Source organism: Catenovulum sediminis (assembly GCF_007289895.1).
Classification (GTDB): domain Bacteria; phylum Pseudomonadota; class Gammaproteobacteria; order Enterobacterales; family Alteromonadaceae; genus Catenovulum; species Catenovulum sediminis.
The window spans coordinates 243,606-269,960 of record NZ_CP041660.1 but is presented as its reverse complement, the minus strand read 5'-3'; the positions used below and the strand labels follow the sequence as shown (position 1 = coordinate 269,960).

General features: G+C 40.8%; 25 protein-coding genes. 13 read left to right on the top strand and 12 right to left on the bottom strand.

Features of this window, described 5'->3' with window-relative positions:
- Positions 1-850: 850 nt before the first annotated feature.
- The 3 genes from FNT16_RS01105 to FNT16_RS01095 all read right to left on the bottom strand — a co-directional run bounded on the left by FNT16_RS01105 (position 851) and on the right by FNT16_RS01095 (position 3,337).
- Positions 851-1,888: an oxidoreductase gene (locus FNT16_RS01105; RefSeq protein ID WP_143869815.1), complete on the bottom strand. Its 1,038-nt coding sequence runs from the start codon at positions 1,886-1,888 to the stop codon at positions 851-853.
- The gene (locus tag FNT16_RS01100; RefSeq protein ID WP_143869814.1) at positions 1,888-2,520 is read right to left on the bottom strand and encodes a DUF952 domain-containing protein; all 633 of its coding nucleotides are present in this window, start codon (positions 2,518-2,520) and stop codon (positions 1,888-1,890) included. The genes FNT16_RS01105 and FNT16_RS01100 overlap by 1 nt, the downstream gene beginning before the upstream one ends.
- 61 nt (positions 2,521-2,581) lie before the next feature.
- Positions 2,582-3,337: an IclR family transcriptional regulator gene (locus FNT16_RS01095; protein ID WP_143869813.1), complete on the bottom strand. Its 756-nt coding sequence runs from the start codon at positions 3,335-3,337 to the stop codon at positions 2,582-2,584.
- Between the two features lie 270 nt (positions 3,338-3,607).
- Here FNT16_RS01095 and arfB point away from each other — a divergent pair, with 270 nt between their 5' ends.
- The 3 genes from arfB to FNT16_RS01080 all read left to right on the top strand — a co-directional run bounded on the left by arfB (position 3,608) and on the right by FNT16_RS01080 (position 4,893).
- Positions 3,608-4,024, top strand: a complete 417-nt coding sequence (arfB, locus tag FNT16_RS01090) for an alternative ribosome rescue aminoacyl-tRNA hydrolase ArfB (protein ID WP_143869812.1) — start codon at positions 3,608-3,610, stop codon at positions 4,022-4,024.
- 8 nt (positions 4,025-4,032) lie between these two features.
- A complete protein-coding gene (locus FNT16_RS01085) occupies positions 4,033-4,584 on the top strand; it encodes a DUF1993 family protein (RefSeq protein ID WP_143869811.1) in 552 nt (183 codons plus the stop codon).
- 63 nt (positions 4,585-4,647) lie between these two features.
- Positions 4,648-4,893, top strand: coding sequence for a VF530 family protein (locus FNT16_RS01080; RefSeq protein ID WP_143869810.1), 246 nt, complete (start codon positions 4,648-4,650; stop codon positions 4,891-4,893).
- 8 nt (positions 4,894-4,901) lie between these two features.
- On the opposite strand, the gene FNT16_RS01075 is transcribed toward FNT16_RS01080, so the two are convergent.
- Positions 4,902-5,348 (bottom strand): YaiI/YqxD family protein, encoded by a 447-nt coding sequence (locus FNT16_RS01075; RefSeq protein WP_143869809.1) that lies wholly within the window; start codon positions 5,346-5,348, stop codon positions 4,902-4,904.
- Between the two features lie 14 nt (positions 5,349-5,362).
- A complete protein-coding gene (gene alr, locus FNT16_RS01070) occupies positions 5,363-6,454 on the bottom strand; it encodes an alanine racemase (RefSeq protein WP_143869808.1) in 1,092 nt (363 codons plus the stop codon).
- 231 nt (positions 6,455-6,685) lie between these two features.
- On the opposite strand from alr, the gene FNT16_RS01065 reads away from it, so the two are divergent.
- The 3 genes from FNT16_RS01065 to FNT16_RS01055 all read left to right on the top strand — a co-directional run bounded on the left by FNT16_RS01065 (position 6,686) and on the right by FNT16_RS01055 (position 12,549).
- Positions 6,686-8,818 (top strand): endonuclease/exonuclease/phosphatase family protein, encoded by a 2,133-nt coding sequence (locus FNT16_RS01065; protein ID WP_143869807.1) that lies wholly within the window; start codon positions 6,686-6,688, stop codon positions 8,816-8,818.
- A 30-nt stretch (positions 8,819-8,848) separates the two neighbouring features.
- Positions 8,849-10,684: a PhoX family protein gene (locus FNT16_RS01060; protein ID WP_143869806.1), complete on the top strand. Its 1,836-nt coding sequence runs from the start codon at positions 8,849-8,851 to the stop codon at positions 10,682-10,684.
- Between the two features lie 149 nt (positions 10,685-10,833).
- Positions 10,834-12,549 (top strand): hypothetical protein, encoded by a 1,716-nt coding sequence (locus tag FNT16_RS01055; protein ID WP_221935047.1) that lies wholly within the window; start codon positions 10,834-10,836, stop codon positions 12,547-12,549.
- 11 nt (positions 12,550-12,560) lie between these two features.
- Here the strand turns inward: FNT16_RS01055 and dnaB are convergent, their stop codons facing one another.
- A complete protein-coding gene (gene dnaB / locus FNT16_RS01050; protein ID WP_143869805.1) occupies positions 12,561-13,964 on the bottom strand; it encodes a replicative DNA helicase in 1,404 nt (467 codons plus the stop codon).
- Positions 13,965-14,282: 318 nt separating this feature from the next.
- Between dnaB and FNT16_RS01045 the strand changes: the two genes are divergently transcribed.
- The 4 genes from FNT16_RS01045 (at position 14,283) to FNT16_RS01030 (ending at position 16,984) form a co-directional block, all read left to right on the top strand.
- Entirely contained in the window at positions 14,283-14,480 is a 198-nt protein-coding gene (locus FNT16_RS01045; RefSeq protein ID WP_143869804.1) for a DUF4250 domain-containing protein, read from the top strand.
- Between the two features lie 155 nt (positions 14,481-14,635).
- Positions 14,636-16,237 carry an NAD+ synthase gene (locus tag FNT16_RS01040; protein ID WP_143869803.1) on the top strand — a complete coding sequence of 534 codons (1,602 nt, stop codon included), beginning with the start codon at positions 14,636-14,638 and terminating at the stop codon, positions 16,235-16,237.
- 17 nt (positions 16,238-16,254) lie between these two features.
- Entirely contained in the window at positions 16,255-16,593 is a 339-nt protein-coding gene (gene glnB / locus FNT16_RS01035; protein WP_143869802.1) for a nitrogen regulatory protein P-II, read from the top strand.
- Positions 16,594-16,609: 16 nt separating this feature from the next.
- On the top strand, positions 16,610-16,984 hold the full coding sequence (locus FNT16_RS01030) for a rhodanese-like domain-containing protein (protein WP_143869801.1): 375 nt from the start codon (positions 16,610-16,612) through the stop codon (positions 16,982-16,984).
- Between the two features lie 2 nt (positions 16,985-16,986).
- On the opposite strand, the gene FNT16_RS01025 is transcribed toward FNT16_RS01030, so the two are convergent.
- Both FNT16_RS01025 and FNT16_RS01020 read right to left on the bottom strand, forming a co-directional pair.
- Positions 16,987-19,416: a PilZ domain-containing protein gene (locus FNT16_RS01025; RefSeq protein WP_143869800.1), complete on the bottom strand. Its 2,430-nt coding sequence runs from the start codon at positions 19,414-19,416 to the stop codon at positions 16,987-16,989.
- A 51-nt stretch (positions 19,417-19,467) separates the two neighbouring features.
- A complete protein-coding gene (locus FNT16_RS01020) occupies positions 19,468-19,695 on the bottom strand; it encodes a hypothetical protein (RefSeq protein WP_143869799.1) in 228 nt (75 codons plus the stop codon).
- A gap of 196 nt (positions 19,696-19,891) precedes the next feature.
- On the opposite strand from FNT16_RS01020, the gene FNT16_RS01015 reads away from it, so the two are divergent.
- The gene (locus tag FNT16_RS01015) at positions 19,892-20,779 is read left to right on the top strand and encodes an aspartoacylase (protein WP_143869798.1); all 888 of its coding nucleotides are present in this window, start codon (positions 19,892-19,894) and stop codon (positions 20,777-20,779) included.
- Positions 20,780-20,911: 132 nt separating this feature from the next.
- Here FNT16_RS01015 and FNT16_RS01010 read toward each other — a convergent pair whose 3' ends face one another.
- Positions 20,912-21,568 carry an RluA family pseudouridine synthase gene (locus FNT16_RS01010; protein WP_143869797.1) on the bottom strand — a complete coding sequence of 219 codons (657 nt, stop codon included), beginning with the start codon at positions 21,566-21,568 and terminating at the stop codon, positions 20,912-20,914.
- Positions 21,569-21,731: 163 nt separating this feature from the next.
- Between FNT16_RS01010 and FNT16_RS01005 the strand changes: the two genes are divergently transcribed.
- A complete protein-coding gene (locus FNT16_RS01005) occupies positions 21,732-22,058 on the top strand; it encodes a VOC family protein (protein ID WP_143869796.1) in 327 nt (108 codons plus the stop codon).
- Here the strand turns inward: FNT16_RS01005 and FNT16_RS01000 are convergent.
- The 3 genes from FNT16_RS01000 to pdsO form a co-directional block, all read right to left on the bottom strand.
- Entirely contained in the window at positions 22,045-22,581 is a 537-nt protein-coding gene (locus FNT16_RS01000; RefSeq protein ID WP_185976654.1) for a hypothetical protein, read from the bottom strand. The genes FNT16_RS01005 and FNT16_RS01000 overlap by 14 nt on opposite strands.
- A 72-nt stretch (positions 22,582-22,653) precedes the next feature.
- Positions 22,654-24,384 (bottom strand): ABC transporter substrate binding protein, encoded by a 1,731-nt coding sequence (locus FNT16_RS00995; protein WP_185976653.1) that lies wholly within the window; start codon positions 24,382-24,384, stop codon positions 22,654-22,656.
- Between the two features lie 209 nt (positions 24,385-24,593).
- Positions 24,594-25,382, bottom strand: coding sequence for a sortase-associated OmpA-like protein PdsO (pdsO, locus tag FNT16_RS00990; protein WP_185976652.1), 789 nt, complete (start codon positions 25,380-25,382; stop codon positions 24,594-24,596).
- 266 nt (positions 25,383-25,648) lie between these two features.
- Here pdsO and pdsR point away from each other — a divergent pair, with 266 nt between their 5' ends.
- The gene (gene pdsR, locus FNT16_RS00985) at positions 25,649-26,353 is read left to right on the top strand and encodes a proteobacterial dedicated sortase system response regulator (protein ID WP_143869793.1); all 705 of its coding nucleotides are present in this window, start codon (positions 25,649-25,651) and stop codon (positions 26,351-26,353) included.
- The last annotated feature ends 2 nt before the right edge of the window (positions 26,354-26,355 follow it).

Below are 26,355 nucleotides of genomic sequence, written 5' to 3'. Positions count from 1 at the left end.
GCTTAGAAATGTTTAGTTTAGGCGCAGTCCATAATTAGAGTGTGCGCTGTCAGATTTTAGCGACACTTGTTTTGTCGGGCTGAAGCCGCGACCTACATTTTAGGTACGAATTTCAAGTTTCAAGTTTCAAGTTTCAAGTTTCGAGTTTCAAGTTTCAAGTTTCAAGTTTCAAGTTTCAAGTTTCGAGTTTCAAGTTTCAAGTTTCAAGTTTCGAGTTTCAAGTTTCAAGTTTCAAGTTTCAAGTTTCAAGTTTCGAGTTTCAAGTTACGAGTTTCGAGTTTTAAGTTTTAAGGTTCGAGTTGTATGTTTTAAGTGCAAGTGTGCAGGATTTGAGTGAGGGTTGATGTTCAGTTTATCTAAGCAGACTTTCGCAGCATGGATGCTGCGGTAAAGCTATAGGGATATATTTACGCGTGTCTGTGTGATAAATGAATATTAACGTGAACGGGGGTTGAGTTGAGAGCAGCGAGCAGCGGGCGATGAGATTAGAGTAGCGAGTTATAAGTTTCAAGTTATGAGGCTGAGGTTGTAGGAATGGGTGTTTGTTGGGAGATTTTGTCGGGCTGAAGCCGCGACCTACATTTTAGGTACGAGTTTCAAGTTACGAGTTTTGAGTTTTGAGTTTCAAGTTACGAGTTTCAAGTTTCGAGTTTCGAGTTTCGAGTTTCAAGTTTCGAGTTTCGAGTTTCAAGTTTCAAGTTTCGAGTTTCGAGTTTCGAGTTTCGAGTGGCGAATTTCAAGTTTCGAGTTTCAAGTTTTAAGGTTCGAGTTTCAAGTTGAGTGTTGTGTTTTTTGTTGGATTGAAGCTGCGACTTACATTTTGGGGGTAAGTCGCGGTGTTGTTTTGTTTTTATACGGTTAAGGTTTTGCCTTGTTCGCTGCTTTTTATGGCAAGTTCTATTAGTTTTATATTTTCCAGTGCTTGCTCGGCGGTTACCGGTTCGTTTTTATTTAAACGGATGGCGTCGGCCATGGTTTTAAAGTAGTGTTGGTAGCCGCCGCGTTCGGTTTGTATTACTTCTGCGGCTTGTCCTTCTTTATACACGGTGCCGTACATTTCTGGCGTTTCGTCTGCCCATTCGGCTTTATCTGGCATAATGCCGGCTTTTAAATAATCTTCTTGTGGGTCTAGACCAAATTTTTGATATTTGCCTTCGCTGCCCAAAATATTAAACCGAATGTTGGGTTCGCAGCTGTACAAATTGGCATGTAATTGGGCGTAAAAATCAGGGTAGTGCAGCATAATATTAAAATAGTCGACATTTTTAGAGTTAGGTCGCATGCTGCGGCACTGGGCGGTTATTGCAGTGGGTTTACCAAATAACTGCAATGCCTGATCAAGCAAATGCGGGCCTAAATCAAATAAAATGCCACCTCCTTCGGTTGATTGTTCACGCCATCTGTCACGTACGGTTGGACGAAAACGATCAAAATGCGCTTCAAAATGTTTAATTTCACCAATTTTATGGTCGGCAATTAATTTTTGTATCGTTAAAAAATCGCCATCCCATCTGCGGTTATGAAATACACTGAGTTTTAAACCTTTATCTTTTGCCAGTTTAACCAGTGTTTCACCGTCTGCCACATCTAGCACAAAGGGTTTTTCTACAATAACGTGTTTGCCGTTTTCAAGCGCTAATTTGGCCAGTTTAAAATGCACATTATTGGGGGCCGTTATTATCACCAGCTCGGCATCACTTTGTTCTAGCATAGCTTCGGCACTGGCAAAATACTTGGCTTGCGGTTGTTCGGTCGTCACTAACTGTTGCTGGCTGCTACTAATCGCGCAAAGCGATAGTTCTGGTAGGGTTGTAATAAATGGCAAATGAAAGGTTTTGGCTGAAAAGCCATAGCCTACTATGGCTGTTTTTATCGGGGAATATGACATTAGAGGATCCTGCTATGTGCATCAATGAAAAATTCGCCAGACTCGTTAAGCGCGATTGCTTCTGTTTTTACAACCGCATCAATATTTAACGGCCCGTATATGTGCGGGTATAAACCGCCTTTCGCTGGCTCCCATTTTACTGGGGAGGTTATTTTTGTTTTGTCTACCACTAATATAAGGGGTGATTGGGTATTTTTATAAAACTTATTTGCTACACGGTTTAGCTGGCTTTTAGGTGAAGCGTGAATAAACCCTTCTGCTTGCAAACTGTCTCTGATAATTTGGCCACTTATTTGGCTTGCTTGATACTCTGCTTCACTCGCTATCAAATAGATGAAAGGATCATTTAAACCAACATACATACGGCTAAAAATGTTGGCTAAAGTTTGCTGTTCGTCACCTTGATATAAATAATCTACTCTAAAGCGGCCAGTTAAACCGTTGTTTTCAAGTGTTTGTGAAATGATGCTAATTTCTGCAAGCGGCAACCAGTTGAGGTTGGTTAACCAAATAGGGGTTTCGTTAGAAAAAAAGCGGTTACCGGGGATATTAAACGGGTAAAGTTTACCCACTTTTAACTCATATTTTTGCTCGGTACAGAGTACTGAATTAACTTCTAGCTTTACGCCCATTTTTACCCATTTTAGTTATATTCAAATATTTCAACTATAGTGGGGTATTTTGTCAGTTAATTCAATTTGATTTTTGTGGCATGCCCAGCCGTTTACTAATACGCGCAGCCGCCTCTTTTGCTAAGTTTATCGCTGCAAGTTTGTCTTGTGTTGCATCGTTTAGGTAATTTAAATAACTGATAACCAAACACGCGGTAATTTTTTCTTCTTTGTCAAAAATCGGAAAGGCTATTTCTTCAACGCCAGATAACAGTGTACTGGCAGTCAAGGCATAACCTTGCTCTTTTATGGCTTTAAGTTGGGCAGTAAAGCCTGCGCTGTGTTCTATTGAATCATCTACTGCATGGGCTAAAAACACATGCCCTGAGCTTGAATCTGTCAACGGGCGTTTGGCCCCTAAACGAACTGAAATAACTGCATCCATAGGGCCGTCTTTATGCAGCAAAACAATACTTTCATTTTCGTAGCGGGTTGTTAAATAACAAGATTGATTAATCTGTTTACTGAGTTGGTCCATTTCCGAAGCTGCTGCGCGCGTCACGCGCTCAACCGGTGTGTTTTGACTGGCAATTTCAAATAGTTTGAGTGACAAACTATAACGGTCTGTCAGTGGATCAAACTTTAAGTATTCTCTGCCTTCTAACACAGTCACCATACGAAATATTTCTGAAACAGATTTACCTAAATTGGCTGCAATATCTTTAAGGCGCAATCCTTCGTGCTGTCTCGCTAATAACTCTATTATATCTAGCCCTTTTTCTAGCGCTGGGGCGGTGTAGCGGGCACTTTTTAGTTTGCTTTTTTCAGTATTTAACATGGTGTAAACGGTTAACTCTAACTCCGAGGCATTAAATAATACGATAAAGTCACCACGAATAATAGATAAAGGCGACCCTCTCTAACGTAAAGAAAGTGTAAATTCGTTATTTTCGACGATTTTTTGCTCACTAAACCGGTTTTTAATTAGGCTTCTTATCAAAATGTTTCAAGCAAAAACTTTGCTCAGTTTAAAAGCGCATAGTATTTGTTTTAAGCTATGCTGCTTTTTAAGTTGACAGCATAAGTCTGAATCTCTAGATTCAGACTTATGCTAAAAATATCCAATAAAGTGTTGATACCTGAAAACGAAATCGAATGGCAATTTATACGTGCCAGCGGTCCGGGCGGGCAACACGTTAATAAAACTTCAACCGCGGCTCAATTGATCTTTGATATCAAAGCCTCTTCGTTGCCTGATTTTTATAAATCACGTTTATTGAATTTGGCCGATCACCGCATTACCAAAAGTGGCAAAATTATTATTAAAAGCCAAAGTACACGTAGTCAGGAAGATAATCGTTTACAGGCGCAGCAGCAGTTTGTTGAGCTGATTCAAAAAGCCACTGCGGTACAAAAAAAGCGTATCGCCACTAAACCCACGCGTGCCAGTCAAAAGCGCCGTGTTGAACATAAAAAGCAGCGTGGGGCGGTTAAAGCAATGCGCCGCAGTAAAACCGATTATTAGAGCCTTCTATGCTTGCAAAACAGACACAAGCGCTTTGCCTGCGCTATTTACAGCAATTAGATAAAATGCTGTTAAAAATTAAAACAGAGCTTCAAAAATCAAGTAACCAAAGTGAACACACCATATTAGCGGCTAAATTAGCAGACGATATGTTTGCGCTGCATGTGCAGGTGCGTATTACCTGTAACTTCGCTTTGCGAGGCTGTTGCCGGTTGGCTGGACGCGAGGTGATTTATTTTGATAATCAGGATGTCAGTTTTGCCGGTTTGCAACAGCAAATCAGCCAAACCGTGGCTTATATTAAAGCATTAGAATTCGCTGAGCCTTTGCTTAGTAAACCAGCGCTGGGTGAATTAAAGCAGGGCGAACCCATTTTGCATGACACTGCCGGGCAAAACACAGTGTCTTTGCCACAAAGTAAATTTATTCAGCAGTATATTTTGCCTAATATGTTTTTTCACTTAACTTTGTTTTATGCAATCGCGCGCAGTCGCGGCATTCATTTAAGCAAAGGTGATTTTGACGGTTATCACTTTTATCCTGAAGGTTTTTCGTTTTAGCCTTGTTATCTATCGTGCTAAACTTTGGCCTGTTATTGATATCGGTTTGCAGAGATTTAATTTATGGCGTTTGCCCACAGAGATCCATTACACGGCGTTAAGCTCGAAGACATTTTGCGAAAATTAGAAGCTGAAATTGGCTGGCAAGGGATGAGTGCTTGTGTTGATATTAATTGCTTTAAAAAAGATCCTAGTATTAAATCGAGTTTAAAGTTTTTACGTCGCACGCCTTGGGCGCGCGCAAAAGTCGAGCAGCTTTATATAGAAACCTTTCATAAAAACGATAGCCCGTGGGGCAGTTGGCCGTAACTCGCTGTTTACTTGTGCTTGGCCAACCATTGATCTAATTTATCAGCAAACGCTTTTTTATCAGCTGCGTTGAGCGCCGGCGGCCCGCCAGTTTGTACACCACTTGAGCGCATGGTGTCCATAAAGTCTCTGATATTGAGTTTAGCTTTTATATTTTCTTTTGTTAGGGCTTCGCCTCTGGGCGTTAACACTAAGGCTTTTTTGCTGATAACTTCATCGGCGAGCGGAATATCGGCCGTTATAACTAAATCGCCTTCGTTGACACGTTTTACAATTTCGTCATCGGCGACATCAAAGCCGGATGAAACCTGATAAAAGCGAATATTCGGTGAAGGCGGCACTGCAATTCTATGATTGGCCAATAACGTCAGTTGCACACCGGTGCGACGCGCTGCGCGAAATAATATCTCTTTTATTGCAACCGGACATGCATCGGCGTCCACCCATATATTCATTTCGTTTCCTGTTATTATTGATTGATGTAATGTTTTTCGACACGCTGCGTTATTTGACAAACCAGCTCGTACGCTATGGTATCTGAGTTTTCGGCAACCAATTCAATGGGCAAGTTTTCGCCCCACAAAGTAACTGCATCACCTACTTTATCCTGACAATCTTGCCCTAAATCTACGGTTATCATATCCATCGAGACGCGGCCCACTAAAGGTACAATGCGGCCATTGATATAAACCGGCGTGCCATCTTTAGCATGTCTGGGATAACCGTCACCGTAACCGATAGCCACAACACCAATATGAGTTTCAGCCTGAGTTAGCCAGCGAGCACCATAGCCGATATAAGTACCTGCGGGTACTTTTTTGACAGAGATAAGCTTGCTTTTTAAGGTCATGACCGGTTTTAACTGATATTCATCGGCGTGCGAATAGAGCATCGGGGATATGCCATATAACATAATACCCGGCCTAACCCAGTCAAAATGCGCTTCGGGTAAGGTTAATACGGCAGCTGAGTTAGCCATAGAGGCTTGTAACGCCTTTTGTTTAGAATGTGTGGCTAAGATCTCGTTAAAGCGTTTTAATTGGCTGTTAGTGAGCGGATTGTCTAGTTCGTCGGCACAAGCAAAATGGCTAGATAATACGGTTTCAGAAATAGTGTAATTTAGTTTTTCTAAGCGGCTTAAGGCTTGTTCGACTTCGTGATGATAAAAACCTAAACGAGTCATACCCGAGTCGACTTTTAACCAAAGGGGTTCACTTGGTTTTATTTGGGCTTGTTCTAGCTGAGAGAGTTGCCAATGGTTTTGCAAACAAATTGTTATTTTATGTTTTGCAATTAACGCTATGTCTTGTGTATTAAAAAAGCCTTCAAGTAATACAATGGGCTTTGTGATACCGGCATTTCTCAGTTCGATTGCCTCTTCAAGTCGCGCCACACCATACGCATTTGCTGCATTGAGCGCCGTTGCAACTTCAACAATACCGTGCCCATAACCATTTGCTTTACAAACCGCCAGTATTTTGCTGTTTGGGCAGTGTTTTATCACGACATTCAGGTTGTGGTTAAGTGCTGACAAATTAATTTCAGCAACGGCTGTTTTCATTTCATGGTCTCTGTTCTGGGCTGCCTCTAAATGCTAACACCGGAATAAATATCCGGCAAATTTAACACCATTATAAAATGTGCTAAATACTTGAGTTGGCTGGTTATTATACAATTGTCATTAATTTGAATAAAAACCTTAACCTGGCAGTCACTTTATAGTCACTATTTAAATCTAACTTATCCGACCAGTTATATTCCAATTATTTTAATGACTCTGGACGGGGACAAAATGATTACTAAAAAATTGTTAGCTGGATTATGTGCATTCGCATTGATTCCAGTCGCGCAAGCTGCAACTGTATTTCAGGAAGACTTTTCAATTGGCTTAGACGGTCAGTTTACACCTTATAGTCAAGCCAGTGATAAAAACTGGTTTAACGATACTTTTAATGGTACCAGCACTGCTGCAATGAATGGACACAAAGGCTCCACTGATAGTGATGACTGGTTTATCTCTCCCGCAATTGATTTAACGCAGACGACAATTGATTCTGCGACTTTAACTTTTAAATCACGCGTTCGTTTTGATGGCATGAATCTAAAGGTTAAAGCATCGAGCGATTATGTTGCCGGAACCGATCCATCCACCGCAACCTGGACCGAATTAACGGCCGTTTTACCGCAAGACGGGCAGGGTTCAGATGGCTCTGATTTTGTCGAATCAGGTGACATTAGTTTAGATGCATATAAAGGCGAATCTGTTTATTTAGCGTTTCACTATATGACGCAAGCTGACGCCGACGGCGATAATGGCGCTTGGTATATTGATGATGTTGTGGTTGATGTACAAGGCAGCAACATTGATTTACCGCTTGTAGCTGCAATGACCGCGCAAAACACAGAGCTGAAACTTGCACAAGATACTGAATTTAAAGCAACTGCTTATAGTGGTGCAGGCGCACCTTACACATTTAGCTGGGATTTTGGAGATGGTACAACTGCAACAGGAGCCGAAGTTGAGCACGCCTATAGCTCTAATGGCGATTTTGTTGTTTCATTAACCGTTGCAGACGCGAATGCTGTGAATAGCATCACTTTGCAGCAAGGTGTGAAGGTTGAAGAAGATGTGATCGTTGAAGACGAACCGCCAACTCCTTATATTGTTAAAAGCAAAATGGATGATTCACATATCCGTGTAGCGTCCTTTAATGTCAGTATGGAAGCTACAAACTACCCCTCAGATGATAACGCAACACCTCAATCGCAAATTTTAGTAGACGAATTAGCGGCTGGTGATAATGCACAAATTCAAAATATTGCTGAAATTATCCAGCGTGTCAGACCCGATATTGTTTTATTAAACGAGTTTGATTATATCGCGGATGAAAATTCGGGTGTGCAAATGTTTATCAGCCAGTATTTGAATATTGCTCAGGCAGATGATGCTCAGTCGATTGATTATCCATATTATTTTGTCGCCCCTTCAAATACCGGTGAGCCCACTGCATTTGATTTAAACAATGATGGCAATTTTGATAGTTACATGAATGATGCATTTGGTTTCGGCCGTTTCCCTGGTCATTACGGCATGGTGCTTTTGTCACGCTATCCAATTGTTGAAGAAGATGTACGTACTTTCCAAAAATTCTTATGGAAAGACATGCCGGGTAATTTAATGCCTGTCGATCCTGAAACGGGTGAAAATTGGTACAACGAAGCAGAAACCAACGCATTTAGATTATCTTCAAAATCACATTGGGATGTACCCGTTAGCATAAATGGCGAGGTAGTTCATATACTGGCAAGCCACCCAACACCACCTACTTTTGATGGTGAAGAAGATCGCAATGGTACACGCAACCATGATGAAATCCGTTTTTGGGCAGATTATGTTGCACCAGCGCATTCTGCTTATATCTACGATGATGAAGGCGAAACAGGTGGCTTACCAGCCGGCGTTCGATTTGTGATCGCAGGTGATTTAAATGCTTCTATAGAAGGTGATGCATATCCGGGCACGATTGATCTGCTTTTACGACACCCATCTATTTATAGCGACTTTACCCCAGCATCTGAAGGTGGTGTTGCAAATGATCCAGATAACCGCTTGGCGGCTTATCACACGGCCTCATGGAAAATGCGTGCAGATTACGTATTAGCCTCTAAATCGGGTTTGCAAGTAGAGCAGGGTAATGTCTTCTGGCCAACAGAAGATCAGGATTTATATCCATTAGTTGCATCGCGCGCAGCATCATCCGACCACAGATTAGTATGGTTAGATCTAGACGTCACAGAAACAAACGAGGTTGCTGAATCAGATGACGATGATGATTTTGTGATTGAGGGTGGTTCAGCTAATTGGCTAATCATTATCGCAGGCTTTGCGTTGGCGTTATTTCGTCAATTCAAGGCGAAAGTCTAGGTTAGATATTTAGTTCCTACGGAGAATAAAATGAAAACAGATAACATATTTAAATTGAGCTTGGTTTCAGCAGCATTAGGTATCGCGTTAACGGGTTGTTCAGTTGACTTAGATTTTAACGATGATGACGACGATTCTGCACCCACTGAAAATCCGGTGACTCAGGTTGAGTTTGCTGAAATTTCAGTACCGCTGTCTTTAGATGCTCAGCAACAGGTGAGAGCCAGTCGCGAAGTAGTCGTTAATGGGCAAATTCAATCTATTGCTTATAACCGCATTATGGCAACTGCCTACGAAGATACACAAACGGGTGAAATCTTTGGCTTATCCAAAGACTATATGGATGAAGTAATCACCTTTGAAGATGGCAGTGATTATATTTGTAATGGTACCAATGCCGGTGTTGGATCGGGTTTAGACTTCAATAGTATCTTGCAAAAAAATGGCACTTTATACATGGTTTCACAATTTGAGTGTCAAATTGGGTCAATCTATGTACAGGAATTAGCGCAAGATGAATACGGTCATTTGTCACCTGTTGAAGGCACATTAGAATTTGTAAGCCAAAAAGATGAATTTGGTGGCTGGGTACACTGTGCTGGTCAAACGACACCTTGGCAGTCTCATCTAGGTTCGGAAGAATATGAGCCAAGTGGTGACTTAACGGTGGGTGACGATGGTAAAACCGGTAATTTCTATTACGATGCAATCGCGCCGTACTGGAAGGGCGACTTAACCATGGCAAGCCCATATTATTACGGTTGGACGCCAGAAGTTCAGATTAACAGTCAAGGTGAAGCTGAATATACTAAACATTACAGCATGGGCCGTATGTCACATGAGTTGGCTTACGTCATGCCGGATAACCGTACTGTATATTTAACAGATGACGGTACCAATGTTGGTTTATATATGTTTGTTGCAGACCAGCCAACAGATTTATCTGCAGGTACTTTATATGCGGCAAAATGGGTACAAACATCTAAAGAAAACTTTGGTGAAGCAAACTTAGAATGGATTGATTTAGGCCATGCTACCAATGATGAAATTCGCGCTGAAGTTGCGAAAAAGCCGCATTTAACCGATATTTTCGATTTTGTTGACCCAGACGAAAATGATCAGTGTGCGGATGGTTACAAATCTATTAGTACATCTGCTTATCATGAATGTATTAAGTTAAAAGATATTAACCAAGATTCTGTTATTGATGAAAAAGACGAAAAAATTGCCTCTCGTTTAGAAACCCGCCGCTTCTCTGCATATATGGGCGCGACAACTGAGTTTCGTAAAGAAGAAGGCATTACTTACAATGCGAAAGATAAAAAGTTATATCTGGCAATGTCTGAAGTGGCACGCGGCATGGAAGATGGCAGTTCGAGTGAAACCGGCGGTTATAACCATATAGCAGTTGACGACAACCCGTGTGGTGTTGTGTACGAGCTAGATGTTGCGGCTGACAGCAACATGGGGTCTGATTATGTTGCACAAAACATGAAAGGTTTAGTTGCAGGTATTCCGGCAGATTATGCCGACGGTGATACGTATGCCGGTAATAGCTGTGATGTCAATTCAATTGCTTCACCTGATAATGTGGCTTATCTAGAAGATTCAAACAGCTTGATTATTGGTGAAGATACCAGTGCGCACATCAACAACATGATTTGGTCTTATAACTTGGACAATGGCGAATTAACGCGTATTTACACTGCACCATTAGATGCTGAGACTACGTCACCGTTCTGGTACAAAGACATTAATGGTTTTGGTTATTTAACGGCTGTTGCACAGCACCCAGAAGGCCGTGAAAGCGATATGGAATCTGAAGTGGGTTATGTCGGTCCGTTTCGTTTTAACAACCAAGATTAACAACCAAAATTAACAACAGGCTAACGAACGATTAAGTTCGTTATTTGAATAAAAAGAGAAGCTTCGGCTTCTCTTTTCTGTTATTTCATCTTTTTTACATCTTCATTTTGTAAATTGATTTTTCGTATTTTTATACAGAAGTTACGCACATGAATCGATTTTTATGCTTATTGCCGCTCACTTTTATCGTGTTACTCGGTTTAACCGGATGTGAGCCAGCAGATAAAAAAAACAGTGAACAAACACAAATCACGCAAATGTTAGAAGCTGCTTTAGGTAAACAAACTTTTGCGCGCGCCAAAACCATGTACAACGAAGCGGCTTACATACCACCGCAATGTTATACCAAAACACAAGACGAAAGCGGGCAGGGGCATAATCCGTGTTTTGTTTGCCATGCAAATGGTAAACGGCCAAATTTTTTCAATGATACTGATTTACAATTAGAGTACGGCTTTACGGCTGAATATACGCAAACCAACCGTTGGAAAAATTTGTTTCGTGATTTTTCACCGCAAATATCGAAAATATCTGATCAACAAATACGCGATTATGTAAAAGTTTCAAATTATCTGGATAAAAATGGTGAAATTATACTTGCCCGCCAGTTACAACAATTACCTGAACAATGGGATGTTAATAAAGATGGCAAGTGGAATGGCTTTATGCCAGATGTCTATTTTAATTTTGATGAACTGGGGTTTGATAGAAATTTGCAAGGTGAGTTTACCGGTTGGCGGGTGTTTGCCTATGCGCCGTTTGCGGGAGCATTTTTCCCAACCAATGGTTCGACCGATGATGTGCTGATTCGTTTGCCTGAAGCATTTAGACATAACGAACAAGGTGAATTTGATCAGAATGTTTATCGTCTGAACTTGGCCATAGTGGAAAGTATGATAAAAGAGCAAGCCATCGATATTAGTGCGGTTGACGAACAACAATACCAAGTTGATTTAAATAAAGACGGTCAGTTAAATATCGCAACACAGATCGTATACGACTGGGCGCCAAAAGAAAATAAACTGATGTCTTATGTAGGGCAGGCGCGTCTTTTATTTCAGCAAGGCAAGATTAACATGGCAGCGGGTTTGTATCCAAATGGCACTGAGTTTTTACATACAGTACGTTATTTAGATAGCAATGAACGCGGTGAGATGCAAATGTCGGCGCGCATTAAAGAGGTACGCTATAGCAAGAAGATTAGCTGGAATAATTATGCACAATTAAGTAATTATGCGCTGAGCGAGATAAAAGAAAAACACGATTTTCCAGAGCGTTTAAGAACCTTTAAAGGCGATAGTGAGCGCGGTTTGTACTCTGGAATGGGCTGGAAATTGCAGGGTTTTATCGAAGATGCTCAAGGGCAACTCAGACCACAAACCTACGAAGAAACGGCATTTTGTATCGGTTGCCATTCAGGTACCAGTGCAACAACCGATGGTAGTTTTGCGCTGCCTAGAAAGTTTGCCAACAATCATTTTAAAAACGGCTGGTATCACTGGTCTGAAAAAGGGTTTAAAGGCACACCAGAGCCGAAAATGGCAGATGGTCGTTATGAATACACCACTTATTTACAGCACAATCGCTGGGGTGATGAGTTTCGCAGTAACCAGCAGGTTTATGATAAATTTTACACGCAAGATGGCGTGTTAAATCAGCAAGCTATAACTGAGCTTAATCGGGATATCAGTATTTTGCTAGAGCCGGATCTTCAGCGCGCGATGGCATTAAACAAAGCCTATAAAGTGATTGTTGAAGAACAGAGTTACATTTGGGGCCGGCAAGCCATGTTAGAGCCTGCGGTGAATGTACATGAATTTGTTAAAACAGGTACACCCACAGGTTTAAACGCAGTACTTAGGTAAACTGCGCTATTTTAATATCCTTGATAATCAGGCCGTGCAAGGTTATCAAAGCGCGAAAACTGACCCAGAAACGCAACGTCAACGTGCCCAATCGGGCCGTTACGTTGTTTGCCGATAATGATCTCTGCAACGCCTTTACGCTCTGATTCTGGGTAATACACTTCGTCACGATAAATAAACATGATTAAATCCGCATCCTGCTCGATAGAGCCAGATTCACGCAAATCAGAGTTAACAGGTCTTTTATCGGCACGTTGTTCCAAACTCCGGTTAAGCTGAGAAAGCGCAACAACGGGCACTTGTAGCTCTTTCGCTAAGGCTTTTAACGAGCGAGATATTTCAGCGATTTCCAAGGTTCGGTTTTCGGATAAGCCGGGGACTTGCATTAATTGCAGGTAATCGACCATGATTAGACCGATTCCACCCTTGTGATCGCGCGCTACGCGTCTTGCACGTGAGCGCACTTCGGTTGGCGTCAAACCCGATGAATCATCAATGTAGATATTGTTTTTTTCTGCCAGCAAAGCCATGGTTGAAGAAATTCGCGCCCAATCGTCATCTTCCAGTTTACCGGTACGAATACTGGTTTGGTTTACTCGGCTCAGTGAGGCAAGCATCCTCATCATTATCTGCTCAGCCGGCATCTCTAAACTAAACACCAGTACCGCTTTATCAAACGACATTGCCGCATTTTCACACAGGTTCATCGCAAAGGTGGTTTTACCCATTGATGGCCGCGCTGCCACAATAATTAAATCAGATGGTTGTAAACCTGATGTCATGTCGTTTAGATCGGTAAAACCGGTGGTCACCCCAGTTACACCATCTGCACCATTTTTCATCGCATCTTCGATGCGGGTGATCGTCGTTGCTAAAACATCTTTTAACTGTTTTGGGCCTTCATTCGCATTCGCTCTTTGTTCTGCTATTTTAAAAACCCGGCTTTCGGCTAAATCGAGTAGTTCGCTACTGGTTCGGCCTTGTGGATCGTAACCGGCTTCTGCGATTTCATTGGCAACCGCTATCATTTCGCGAATAACGGCGCGTTCTCTGACGATATCCGCATATGCCGTTATATTGGCTGCGCTCGGGGTGTTATCGGCTATTTCAGCTAAATAGGCAAAACCGCCTACATCTTCCAATAATTTTTCTTGTTCGAGCGACTCAGAAAGCGTAATCAAATCAATTGGTTTGTGTACTTCAACCAATTTTGCCATATGCTGAAAAATAGTACGGTTAGCATGGTGATAAAAATCTTGTGCGACCACTCGTTCTGCGACTCTGTCCCAAGCTTCATTGTCGAGTAGCAGGCCCCCAACAACGGATTGTTCCGCTTCGGCGGAGTGTGGAGCTGACTTTATATCTTCTACAGATTGAGTCGGTTTTTTTGCTTGCCAAGTAATATTCTGTGCCATTGTACTTCTTTGTCTGCTTGAAACTCGAAAGGCTATTATGCCGCAAACTGACGCGTCGTTATATAGTGGATTTAGTGGATTTAGTGGATTTAGTGGGTTTAGTGGATTTTTATCAATTTTTGTATGTTCAGCAAAATTTACGAATGGACCTTTTGCTCAAACAGGATTTTAGTCATGATTTGGAATTTCTGATGAAGCCCAGCTAAGTTTATTATTGCTAGAGTGGCCTACTGGTCGGCTTGCGTACACGCAACAGATAGCTTTAATAACATGAAGTGAGTTTATTGAGTAATTTTAGACAAGAAGTCGGAGGGCGAGATGGATTTACATAAAGCTGTTTTTATGGATCCAAATATATTGCTGGGTATTGTAAATGATCATCTGCGGCATGAATGTCGTGATTTACATAGCTTGGCCTGTTTAATGGAGGTAGACGAGTTTATGCTGGAAGATAAATTGGCACGGATTGGCTACCACTACGAACCTGAAATTAATCAGTTTAGTCCTGATTTGTAAGCTTGGATTGTAGTTTTAAAAGCACAAGACGGCTCTGTATAAAGGGCCGTTTTTCTTACTATTTATAACCAAAATAAAGCCAAATCGTATATTTTACCCCAACTTAGGTATATCATTCACTCATTCCCAGAACTTTCAAATTATTTGGCCGTGTTATGCAAATATTGATTGCTCAGTGCAATTTTACTGTTGGCGCGATTGCGCAAAATTATCAACTTATTATCGATACCGTAAAAGCAGCTCCGCAAGGATCCGTTGTTGTATTTCCAGAGTTGGCACTCACCGGGTACCCACCCGAAGATTTATTATTAAGACCTGACTTATACGAAAGATTAAATGAAGCAGTAGAGAAAATTCAACAGGCATCGGCGCAGCATGTCATTGTTTTCGGCCACCCTTGGCAAGAAAATGAAAGAACCTATAATGCCGCCAGCGTTTATTATCAAGGTAATTTATTAGCGCGCTATTTTAAACAAGCCTTACCAAATTATGGCGTTTTTGATGAAAAACGCTATTTTGCAGCGGGTGATAGAGCTTGTACTTTTGAATACCAAAATTACAAAGTTGCGTTATTGATCTGTGAAGACTTGTGGGATGATCAGCCAATTGCCAAATTTGATGGTCAGGGGGTTGATTTACTCTTATCTTTAAATGCATCGCCATTTAATTTAGAAAAACAAAATGAACGCGAAGCTCTGATTAAAAAGCGCAGCGAAAATCACAATTTGCCTATTGTTTACGTTAATCACGTATGTGGACAAGATGAGCTGGTTTTTGATGGTGCGTCGTTTGCGGTTAACCGGAATGCAGAATTGGTGACGCGTTTACCATTTTGCCAAAGCGCGACTCAGTTAGTTGAATATGATCAAGATCTACAAATAAGCGAGATAGCTGATTTACCTGAATCTGAAGAAGCTGAAATTTATCAGTCTTTGGTCTTGGCAACACGTGATTATGTGCAGAAAAACGGCTTTTCCGGCGCTGTTTTAGGCTTGTCCGGTGGGATAGACTCGGCTTTAACACTAGCCATTGCGGTTGATGCATTGGGCGCAGACAAAGTGCAGGCGGTTATGATGCCCTTTAAATACACAGCGCAAATGAGTGTTGAAGATGCAAAAGAAGAAGCCGAAGCATTAGGCATAGAATTTGACATAGTGTCGATTGAACCTATGTTTGATAGCTTTATGAATGCACTTGAACCGCTTTTTAAAGATAGCGCAAAAGACACAACAGAAGAAAACCTGCAAGCGCGCAGCCGTGGTGTGATTTTGATGGCGTTGTCCAACAAAAAACGAAGAATTGTGCTAACCACTGGCAACAAGTCTGAGATGGCGGTGGGTTATTGTACTTTATATGGTGATATGGCCGGCGGTTTTGCAGTAATTAAAGATGTACCGAAAACAATGGTTTACAAATTGTCTCGTTACCGCAATACTTTATCTCAGGTGATCCCTGAAAGAGTTATTGTGCGCCCACCATCGGCTGAATTAGCTCCTGATCAGGTTGACCAAGACAGTTTACCACCGTACGATGAATTAGATGCTATATTAGAAGCATACGTCGAGAACGACTTGTCACTAGCGGATATTGTTGCTTTAGGCCACGAAGAAGCAATTGTTCGTAAGGTGATGAGATTGGTAGACATTAATGAATACAAACGCCGCCAGTCGGCAATTGGTCCAAAAGTTACACCTCGTAATTTTGGTAAAGACAGACGTTATCCAATTACATCCGGTTTTGGTCGGGAACATGGATAAATAAAGAGGAAAAAAAAATGAAAAAAGTCGAAGCCATCATTAAACCTTTTAAATTAGATGACGTACGTGAAGCACTCGCTGAAATTGGTATTACTGGTATGACAGTAACAGAAGTTAAAGGTTTTGGCCGTCAAAAAGGGCACACTGAGTTATATCGCGGTGCTGAGTACAATGTAGATTTTTTACCTAAAGTGCGTTTAGATATCGTTGTTGATGATGATAGTGTTGAACGCTGCGTTGAAACCATTACTAAAGTGGCTCAGAGCGGTAAAATTGGTGACGGCAAAATCTTTGTCACGAATGTAGAGCGCGTTGTTCGTATTCGTACTGGCGAAGAAAACGAAGACGCAATTTGATAATCGTAGGGCAACTATGAGTCAACATAATCAGGCATTTTTAAAATTAGTTAATGATGCTCGCAGCCGTATTCGTGAAATAGATATAGAAACCATGCTGAAAATGAAAGATTCTGGAGAGTCTTTTATTTTGGTGGATGTACGCGAACAAGATGAATGGGCTGCAGGCCATCTGCCTGATGCTGTGTACATGGGAAAAGGCGTGATAGAACGCGATATACAGGCTAAATTCCCAGATACCGAAACCACTTTTGTTTTATATTGCGGCGGTGGTTTCCGCTCTGCATTAGCGACTGATAATTTGGTTAAAATGGGTTATAAGAACTGCATTAATTTGGACGGTGGCTTTCGTCGCTGGAAAGAATTAGGCCTTACCCTAGTGAGCCCGTAAACTTAGTTTTTAGCCTTATCTTTTTGATTGATATCGTACGAGCCAAGTGTTTGCCAAAACGCTTGGTTGTCTAACACTTCCAAAATACCGGTTAATTTACTCGCAAAACTTTTGATGTTTTCAGCCTGATGTCTATTGTAGCGACTGACGTAAGCAAGCTGCTCTTCTATGGCCTGTGTGCTGTTGTGTGCAACCGGCTGAATTTTAAGATTAAATACTTTCAATGTGTCAGTTTGCAGCGCCTTGCGGATAAACTGATTTTGTAGTCTGGGGTTAGCACCTGCGCGTGCTTGTTTGGCAATATCCACTCTGTTGGGAATAAGTTGAAACGCAACCTCATCATCACAAGATTCTTTGTTACGAACAAAGCGGCTTATTGAGCGTAAATAGGGTGGGTTACGTTTATCATCATAAATCAATTGAAAAACCGAAATGTGCTGGTTTTGAATGGGCGACTGGAGTTTTTGTAAGCTGGCCAGCTCGACGCTATTAAAGTCTGCCGTTAATAAGCGCGAGACTTCAAAAATTTTCTTAGGGCTTTTGCTGATACCAAATGCGATCGACGGATAATTTGTGATGAAAGCAACGCACAGCGCTTTTTGTAAAATAACAAACTTGTCATATTGATCGTTGATATTCAGTTTAGCTCTATTATTTTGTATAAGTTGGCGCATAAAGTGGCGAATTAAATCGCTTTTATCACTATTATATACTTGAAAGTGCAGAGTTTTAGAGCGTCTGTTGATACCCACAATTTTATAAAATGCATTATGAATTGCGTTGCGTTCACCAAATTGGTCAAATTTGGGAATGGTAACGGCGAGCACTTTTGCCACTTCAAGTGTGTCAGCTATAGCAGGCAATTGAGCGGGTAATTGAGCAGGTAATTGCACACTTAAGCCGCTGACAGATAAATCTATTAAATTTCCATTAATGGCTTGTTTGTTTTCCGGTATTGTTAAGGTTACAGCTGTTGAGTAAAAATACCGCATTTCTTGGCGGGCACATTTGGGGCGAATATCAAAATGCCCGATAACATGGTTTTTAATACTTGGACAACGAAACGCGGATAATTTTTTGAGGTCATCTGGCTTCAGTGTATGTTCGCCGAAGAGTTCAAAAGCAGATATTTGCTGATCTAAAGGGTACAGACTGATAATTTGATTAATTTCGGTCAGCGGTTGCAAAGCCTGATCTGCTTCTTTTGCGCTTTTAAACCAATTAAATTTAATTTCATCTAATTGCCTTTGATCTATGCTTTGTTTACGCAGCATAAATAGCTGTAGCAGACCTTTTTTATTGGCAAATAAACAAAAGGCTTTGAGTAAATCATTGTCTATTAGTTGTTTTAACGTCGCTGCCAGAAAGTGAATTTCACCTTTTTGTTCAAACCGGACAACCACAATTGGCGTTGACTTTTCTGTCAGCTGCGGCCACAAGCGAAGTAAAACGCCATTCAGTCGGTTTATGTTTTGCCCGTCGACAAAAAAATCGTGTTGGTTTTTGTTCGCCGGGTTTGTTAAAACGTATTTTAGCTGCTTTAGTTTATTTTCGTCTGCGTTGGCAAATACCATCAACCAATTGCTGGTTTCCAGTAAATGATCTTCTAATAACCTAGTTTCCGCCAAATCTTTGGCGTTGGTTATATCGACTTTAAACGAAGAGCGATTTTCCAGCACATATTTGTCTAGAAACTGAGTCCATTCGTAATTTTTATCTATCAGCTGCACACCGACGCGCTGAGCGCCATCTTTGTCGGGCGTCGGAGATAAAAATTTGACTTGATAACAGGCTTTTGGCTGTTTATCAAAAGCGAACTGGCTGGTTAAAGCGTTAAAATCTATTTCGAAAATTTCATTTTGTTGCAGAATGGCATAGGGTTTTACCCTTAATAAACAACCACTGCGTGAGATGTTTGAGGTGACCGCATCGATAGGCTCACCAGCTTGGCGTATTATTTTTATCGGTTTAGCGCAGTATAAGCGTTCTTCAAGTCTTTTAGTGGTGCGGCCCAGTTCGGTGATCTGTACTTCAAACTCTTTAATTTTTTGCTCGTATAAAAACTGTTTTTCAAAGCGAGCATATATTTCTGCATTGTTTACTGCTTCAAATACCCCTGCGGTATATTGTTCACCAAATTTGTCTAGTTCAAGCAGAAATATTCTGCGCCCGATATCATCTAGAAAAAAGCGCTTGCCGTTCCAGCTAAATTCAGTGACTTTATATTTGGATTCGCGGGACATGTCTATGGTCCGCTCAAACGGCTTAAACAGGCGTGCGAGTTCTTGTTTAATAAAGAATTTTTTTTGTGTATTCAGACTTGCGGTCAGGTGGTCAAACTCAGCGCTAAAGCTTGGTTTTTTGTAAACCCGAACTAAGGTATCGATAATATTTTGTGTTTTTTTATCAATTTTGATGTTGTTTTTTTGCATTGCATACATCGAATGAGTACAAGTCTAAAACCAAACATTATCATAAGGTTCTTAATCCACCAAGGATAATGCTTGCGACAGATTAATTTTAGTTGTTGAGACGCTCGCAAGTAATTCCGCCGAGTTAAATTGAGCAATATTATTTGCCAATTTAGTCGCTTCTGTTGCCGTTATTACACTCTGGCTGTTTTTAGAAGCTGATGCCTCTGTATTGTTGTTCGTATTCGCGTATTGTGTATTTACAATTGAGTTGTTGCTGTTGTTTATGTTTGAAATCATTTTTAACACCTCTACAAAATATTGACGTTTTTGCATGTATCACAGGAAGATAGCGATGATTATGCAAATAGGTTGCCAATGAAGATTGGTTTTTCTCAAAATCTAATCTGCTAATATATGCTTTTAAGTAATTAAAACCTTTCTGCTTATTCTGCTAAATTTAAAGAAGATTAGAATTAACAAAGGCAAAGTAGTTATGTCGATTAAAAATGTAGCAATTGTGTGTGGCACACACGGCAATGAAATCACAGGTGTATACCTGATGAAAAAATGGCAAAAAGACCTTTCGTTAATTAGCCGGGAAAGCTTTTCGACTGGTTTATTGCAAGGCAATCCAAAAGCATACGAGATAAATCGCCGGTATGTAGATGAAGACTTAAATCGCCAGTTTGCACAAAAAGATTTGGAAAACCCTGAATTAGGATCATACGAAGAAAATCGGGCAAAAGTGATAAATCAAATTTTGGGCCCTAAAGGTAATCCCAAGACAGATTTAATTATTGATTTACATACAACAACCAGCAATATGGGGCCGACCGTACTGATACCGCAAAAAGGGCGCTTCTATAATTTGTTAGCGGCTTATGTAAAACAACAAATGCCAGAAGCCATTGTGTTTTGTGATGAAGATAGCCGGGCGAATGAAGAGCACCATTTGTTATGTACTGTCGGTAAATATGGTGTCATTGTTGAGGTTGGGCCGGTGCCTCAATCTGTATTGAGACATGATGTTTTTGAACAAAGCGAACAGTTAACACAGATCATCTTAGATTTTGTTGAATTGTTTAATCAGGATGCTTTACCTGAATTGCCGGAATCAGTAGAAGTGTTTAGATTTATAAAAAGTCTGACTTTACCGGTAGACGAGCAGGGTGAGCGCATAGGTATGGTTCATAAACATGTACAAGACAGTGATTTTGCACAGCTGAATCCGGGTGATCCGTTATTTATGAAGTTTGATGGTGAAGCCATTTTATATGACGGCGATAAAACGGTGTACACGGCTTTTGTTAATGAAGCGGCTTATTATGACAATAATTTGGCCACTTCTCTGATGGAAAAAGCAACATTGTCTACAAAATGAACTGTTTATAAAATAAAGTGACAACCAAATACCTTAACATTGGCTGCGCTTAATTTATGTTCTGAAGTAAATCACAGGTCTTAAATTAAACATGCCCAAGCATGATGATGCCGGCATGTTTAGCTCGGGTTTTTAAATGAACTCAGCAGGTGCGTAGAAACTACATAACTTAGCAGTGTAAGGATGTGTAAAAGCTAACGATAACGCATGCAGTCTCAGGCGCGATGCGCTTTGCCTGATTATGTCCTCGCCATAAAAATTATCCCCTAAAATGGTATGCCCCCAATGATGCATATGCACTCTCAGTTGATGGGTGCGGCCCGTTTTTGGGGTGAGTTCGATAATAGATGAACGCGCTTTGTTAATCAGGAGCCGATAATCTGTCGAGGCGGGTTTACCATTTTCTAAATCTACTTTTTGTAGCGGAACATTAGATTTATCTGCTATCAATGGCCAACTAATGGTGCCGCTATTGGTGTTTGGTATACCATTGATTTCAGCAATATACACTTTATGTGTTTGTCTTGCTTCAAATTGCTTTTTAAGCGACACCTCGGCTTTTTTGTTTTTCGCAAACACCATAATGCCAGAGGTTTCACAATCTAGCCGATGTACCAAAATGGTGTGCGGACATATGGATTGTAAGCGACTGAGTGCGCAGTCATGTGTTTCTTCTGCCCGTCCGGGGTTAGACAGCAAGCCAGACGGTTTGTTGATAATAATAATATCTTTATCTTGGTGCAGGATCTCTGGTATGCCAGCTGGTGGTGTGTAAATAAATTTTTGCATAAAGACGCTGGTACTCTCTTTTTTTCGCTATTGTAACCCTGTCTTAAAAAAGTCTTCAAACTTAAACAGTAAATTTAATACGATTTGCTATAGTTTTAGTTGCATTCTGCTGGCTGCTTTTTAGTCAACTTTATCTTTTTATCAACAGGCATTGGGCATCGAAATGGAAATGATGATGCGTTTTAGCGAAAGCCCAGAGCCGATGCCAGAAGATATGGTGCCGGCAGGTTATGAAAATAAGATTATGCATGCAAGCTTTAAGTTAGGGGATTCTATCATTATGGCATCTGATGGTTGTAGCCCTGCTGATGCGTTTAAAGGGTTTGCTTTATCGATTGCTCTGCATGATCAAAACCGGGCAAAAGAAATCTTTGCCGCACTAAGTGTTGATGGAACAGTGCAAATGCCGCTTGAAAAGACATTTTGGTCTCCTTTGTTTGGCTCTGTTGTCGACAAATTTGGCGTTAACTGGATGATTAATTGCGTCTAGTTTCAGGTTTAGGCTTAGGTTTAGGTTTAGGTTTTAATAAAGTAAATGTGTAACTATAACCGTAGAGTGCGGTGAAAAAAATACTGGGCGCTATGGTTAGCCATAAATTAGGGGTTTGATTGATTAGGTTTACACTAATCACTAAAATCGATTGGATACTCAGGGGGATGAGTGGCGCAAAGATAACCCCCGCCAGTTGTTTGCCCTTGAAATAGCAAGCGCTTTGCTCCAGCGCATAACTGAAACTACGGAATATCGCTTTGTTTTGCGGTGTTTGCGAATGAACCTTACATAAAATGGGGGTAATAAATGCGAGCGATAGGTAACTTCGCTCAAACTTGCTGACCACTTTTTCTAAAATTAAGGTAAAAAATAAAGTCACAAATGCGCTGTAGCTGGCCTGAACCAACGCAGATTGTAGGGTTTTTTCAATGGCTATCTCGGCAGATAAATTTGCCCAATAACTCCATGCAAAATAAAAAATAAAGGCTACTGTGGCAGAGATAAAAAGCCTAGTGTTCATGTGGTTGCAATCTCGTTAAATTATTCATGGTGCGATTGAGTTGAGTGGCTACTATAAACTAAATGTTTTTATTTACGCACAATAACCTGACTGCTCTTTGTGTTTATTAATTTCAGTATAGAGCATTTCAATTCGGTTTCTGCCATTGCCTTTTGCGTAATACAAGCTCTCATCTGCTCGTTTTAAAATGTACTCAAATGAATCATTAACCTGTTGCTGTGCGATTCCGATACTGACAGTTACAGGTTTGTCATCAGGCGTTTTGATCTCTGCTAAATGTTGTTGTATTCGTGTGCAAGCACTAAATGCACTTTTCACTGGCGTGTTGGAAAACAAAATTAAAAATTCTTCCCCTCCCCAGCGGTAGGCAAAGTCAGTGGGTCTAATGGTATTTTGCAAACAAATAGAAGTTCTTTTTAGGATGTTGTCTCCCACGTTGTGACCAAATTTATCATTGATACTTTTAAAATAATCTATATCTAACATTGCTATGGTTAAGTTATCTTGTGATGGAAGGTAACGCGTCATAAACTTTCTTAAGCGGCGGGCACCTGAGCGGCGGTTGGGTAAATCCGTTAATGAATCGGTATTGGCTAAATGCTTCATTTCTTCCATCATCGCTTTTAACTGATTATTTTTATCTGATAGTTCCTGTGTTCTGAATTTTATCTTATGTTCTAAAGAATCATTTAATTCTAATAATGAAGTTTCAGCTTTGCGTCGCCTTTGTATATTTGCAAACAAAATAAAAATAATTGCAATTAATATGCAGGCAGTCAGAACAGTGCCATGAACTAAACTTTTATTGGATTGATAAAATGATTCTGGTTTAAAATATATCTCGCTATTGAGCGGTAGCCTGTTTAAATCAATATTAAATTTTTGCAGTTGGTTGTAATCAAATGTCGGGCTAAATTTAGAGTTTGCCTCGAGCGGTATATTTGCAATGGGCGTCCCGGATAAGACGCGTTTAGCCATATTAGCCAGTGCTTTGCCATGTTCAAAAGGGTTGTTCATTAACCCGCCAATAACGCCCTGGCCAATCATAATTGCGCCCCACATACCATAAATAGGCGCTTTGCTGATTGTTGCGAAATCTTTTAGTTCTTTTGCAAATGAAAAGTATGCGCCATTTTTATCTTTGTGCACTGCCAGCATCAAAAAGGCAGTTTTGGTTGATGTTTGACTGGCATATGATTTAAATTCTGCAATTGAAAAGTCATCCCATATTCTGACCAAAACTTGTTTCCCTAAATCATATGGCATCTCTGATCTTGCCTGTTCAACCATACGGATCCCAAGCTCGGTTTTATCTGCCAATAGAATGATTTCTTTAACCTGTGGTTGCAGTTGGTAAATAAGCTCTACATTTCCTTTGATTTCCATGCCTTCGAGTATGCCACTGAAGTTAGTTTTGTTTTCGATAATATGGGGTTTAAATACGTTTACGCCACCAAATATAATCGGTGTATTGGGGAATAGCTCGTCGACTTCATCTGCTAAAAAATGAAATGCAGCATCGTCACTGGAAATGATGATGTCAGGCTTAAATTGCTGGTACTTATATAATAGCAGTTGGCGCCATTTTTCATGATAGGTCGGATCCGAAACAAATCGTCTTTCATCCATGTACTCTATATGTAAGTTTTCTGCTTCAATTAAGTTAGCGAGTTCAGATTTTACACCCTGAGTTAACGCCTCGGTCCATAAATACTGTGGATGGTATGAGTTTAGCAATAACACCCGTGCATGCTCAGGTGTTGCCGCTGAGGTGCTATATATGGCGAGCATACTGACTATCATTAAGATCCTTTTTGCGAGGCAGCTCAGATAGAAAACGGCGTTGTGTAGCATAATTAGCACTCTTTTAATTATCTCTATCAATATAGCGCATATGTCAAAAGTTGGCTAAATAAATGTCTAATAATTTAGGCGTGCAGAAAGCTGGAATTTCCTTTACAGCTATCAATACGCGCCTTGATGCCTTGTAAAATGCTTACAAAAAGAAAGTGCTATTGGACACTCTGAACCAATTGGGCATGTTGTTTAGCGAGTGTGACGGTAACACGGCGTTGAAAAAAGTTATTCTCTAAATCATCCTCCGCTTGGGTTAATTCGCCAATGGCTTGCAGTTTTATTCTGTTTGTTTCCACGCCTAATGATTGTAAAACTTGCGCGACAGCTTGTGCGCGTTCGAGTGCCAATTGCTGGTTATACTTGGCGCCGCCGCGGTTGTCGGCAAAACCGTCTAAACTGATTTTTAAATCAGGAATGGCGTGCAACAAACGGCTAATCCCCACTAATTGTTTCTGATACTCGGGCGTTACATCGCTCGAGCCAGTTTTAAACTGTACTTGAAATTGTATATTTCTCCCCTGTGTAAAAGGTGCTTCTAGCATATCGATTTGTTGTGATACTTGTCGAAGCGTGATGACTTGCTGGCGTTTTTGTTTGTGCAGTGTATCGTTTAATTGTGCTAACGCATCTAACGATTGTTGATGCTGTTGGGTTAATGTTTTTATTTTGTCATCCTCTTCTTCGGCGTGGCCGATTAAACCGCCGATTGTCGCACCTATTACCGCACCTAAAGGACCGGCTACTAAAGCGCCCAAACTGCCGCCTGATAACAGGCCGACATTTTCAGGCTCTTGGATTTTTTCTTTCGCATTTTCTATGGTTTGTTTACCTGCGGCCAACCACTTTTCTGGGGTTGATAATCTGCTTTGTTCAGATGCGAAAGCGGGTAACCCAAGGCTGCACGAAACTAAGATTGCGATGGTTGATTTGTTTATTTTATTCATATCAATTTCCTCGTTATTCATTGTTGAGCACTAAGTGTTGAGAATTAGTGTTGAAAATTAGTTTTGAGAATTCAGTTTTGTGTTTCGACAGAAATGATTAAAACGTAAAAAAAGGGCATAACGGGGGTTGTAAAATGGCAATCTAAAGGTCAATTGTGGCGAAAATATGGCTTTTGTCGCCTTTTGCCCAAGCAGCCTTGTATCCAGTCTGGCATCCGGTATATTGCCTAATTTACCAGCTATTAAATATGCAAACGTGTGTATGTATGAAAAAACATTTAGCGATAATTGAAGATGAAAAGGCCATTCGCGACAACTACGCAGAAATGTTGCGGCAGCAAGGTTATCAGGTCGATTGTTATGCAGACAGAATCAGTGCACAGCAAGGATTAAACGAAAATATGCCGCAATTGGCGATTATCGATATTGGTTTAGCTGATGAATACGATGGCGGTTTTACTTTATGTCAATGGCTGCGAAACCAATCGATGAGTATTGCGATATTGTTTTTAACCGCGCGTGATAGTGATATCGATATTGTCACAGGGCTTAGAATTGGCGCTGATGATTATTTGAGTAAAAATATTAGTCTGGCTCATTTATCGGCGCGGATATCCGCCCTGTTTAGGCGTATTGAATTGCAAAATCAGCCGCAGCAGCAAGCGGCGGCTTCCGCTTTGCTCAAAGTGGGGGATTTGACGATAGATGTAAATAGAATACGGGTTCACTGGCAAAACCAGTTGGTAGATTTAACGGTTACTGAATTTTGGATGTTACATTCTCTGGTTCGCCACCCCGGCCATGTTCGCAGCCGCGAACAACTGATGAAAGATGCACAAATGGTGGTTGATGATTCAACGATTACGTCACACATTAAACGGATGCGCAGAAAGTTTGAACAATTGGATGGTCAGTTTAAACAAATTGATACTGTATATGGCATGGGGTATCGTTGGAACAGTGGTGAATGAGA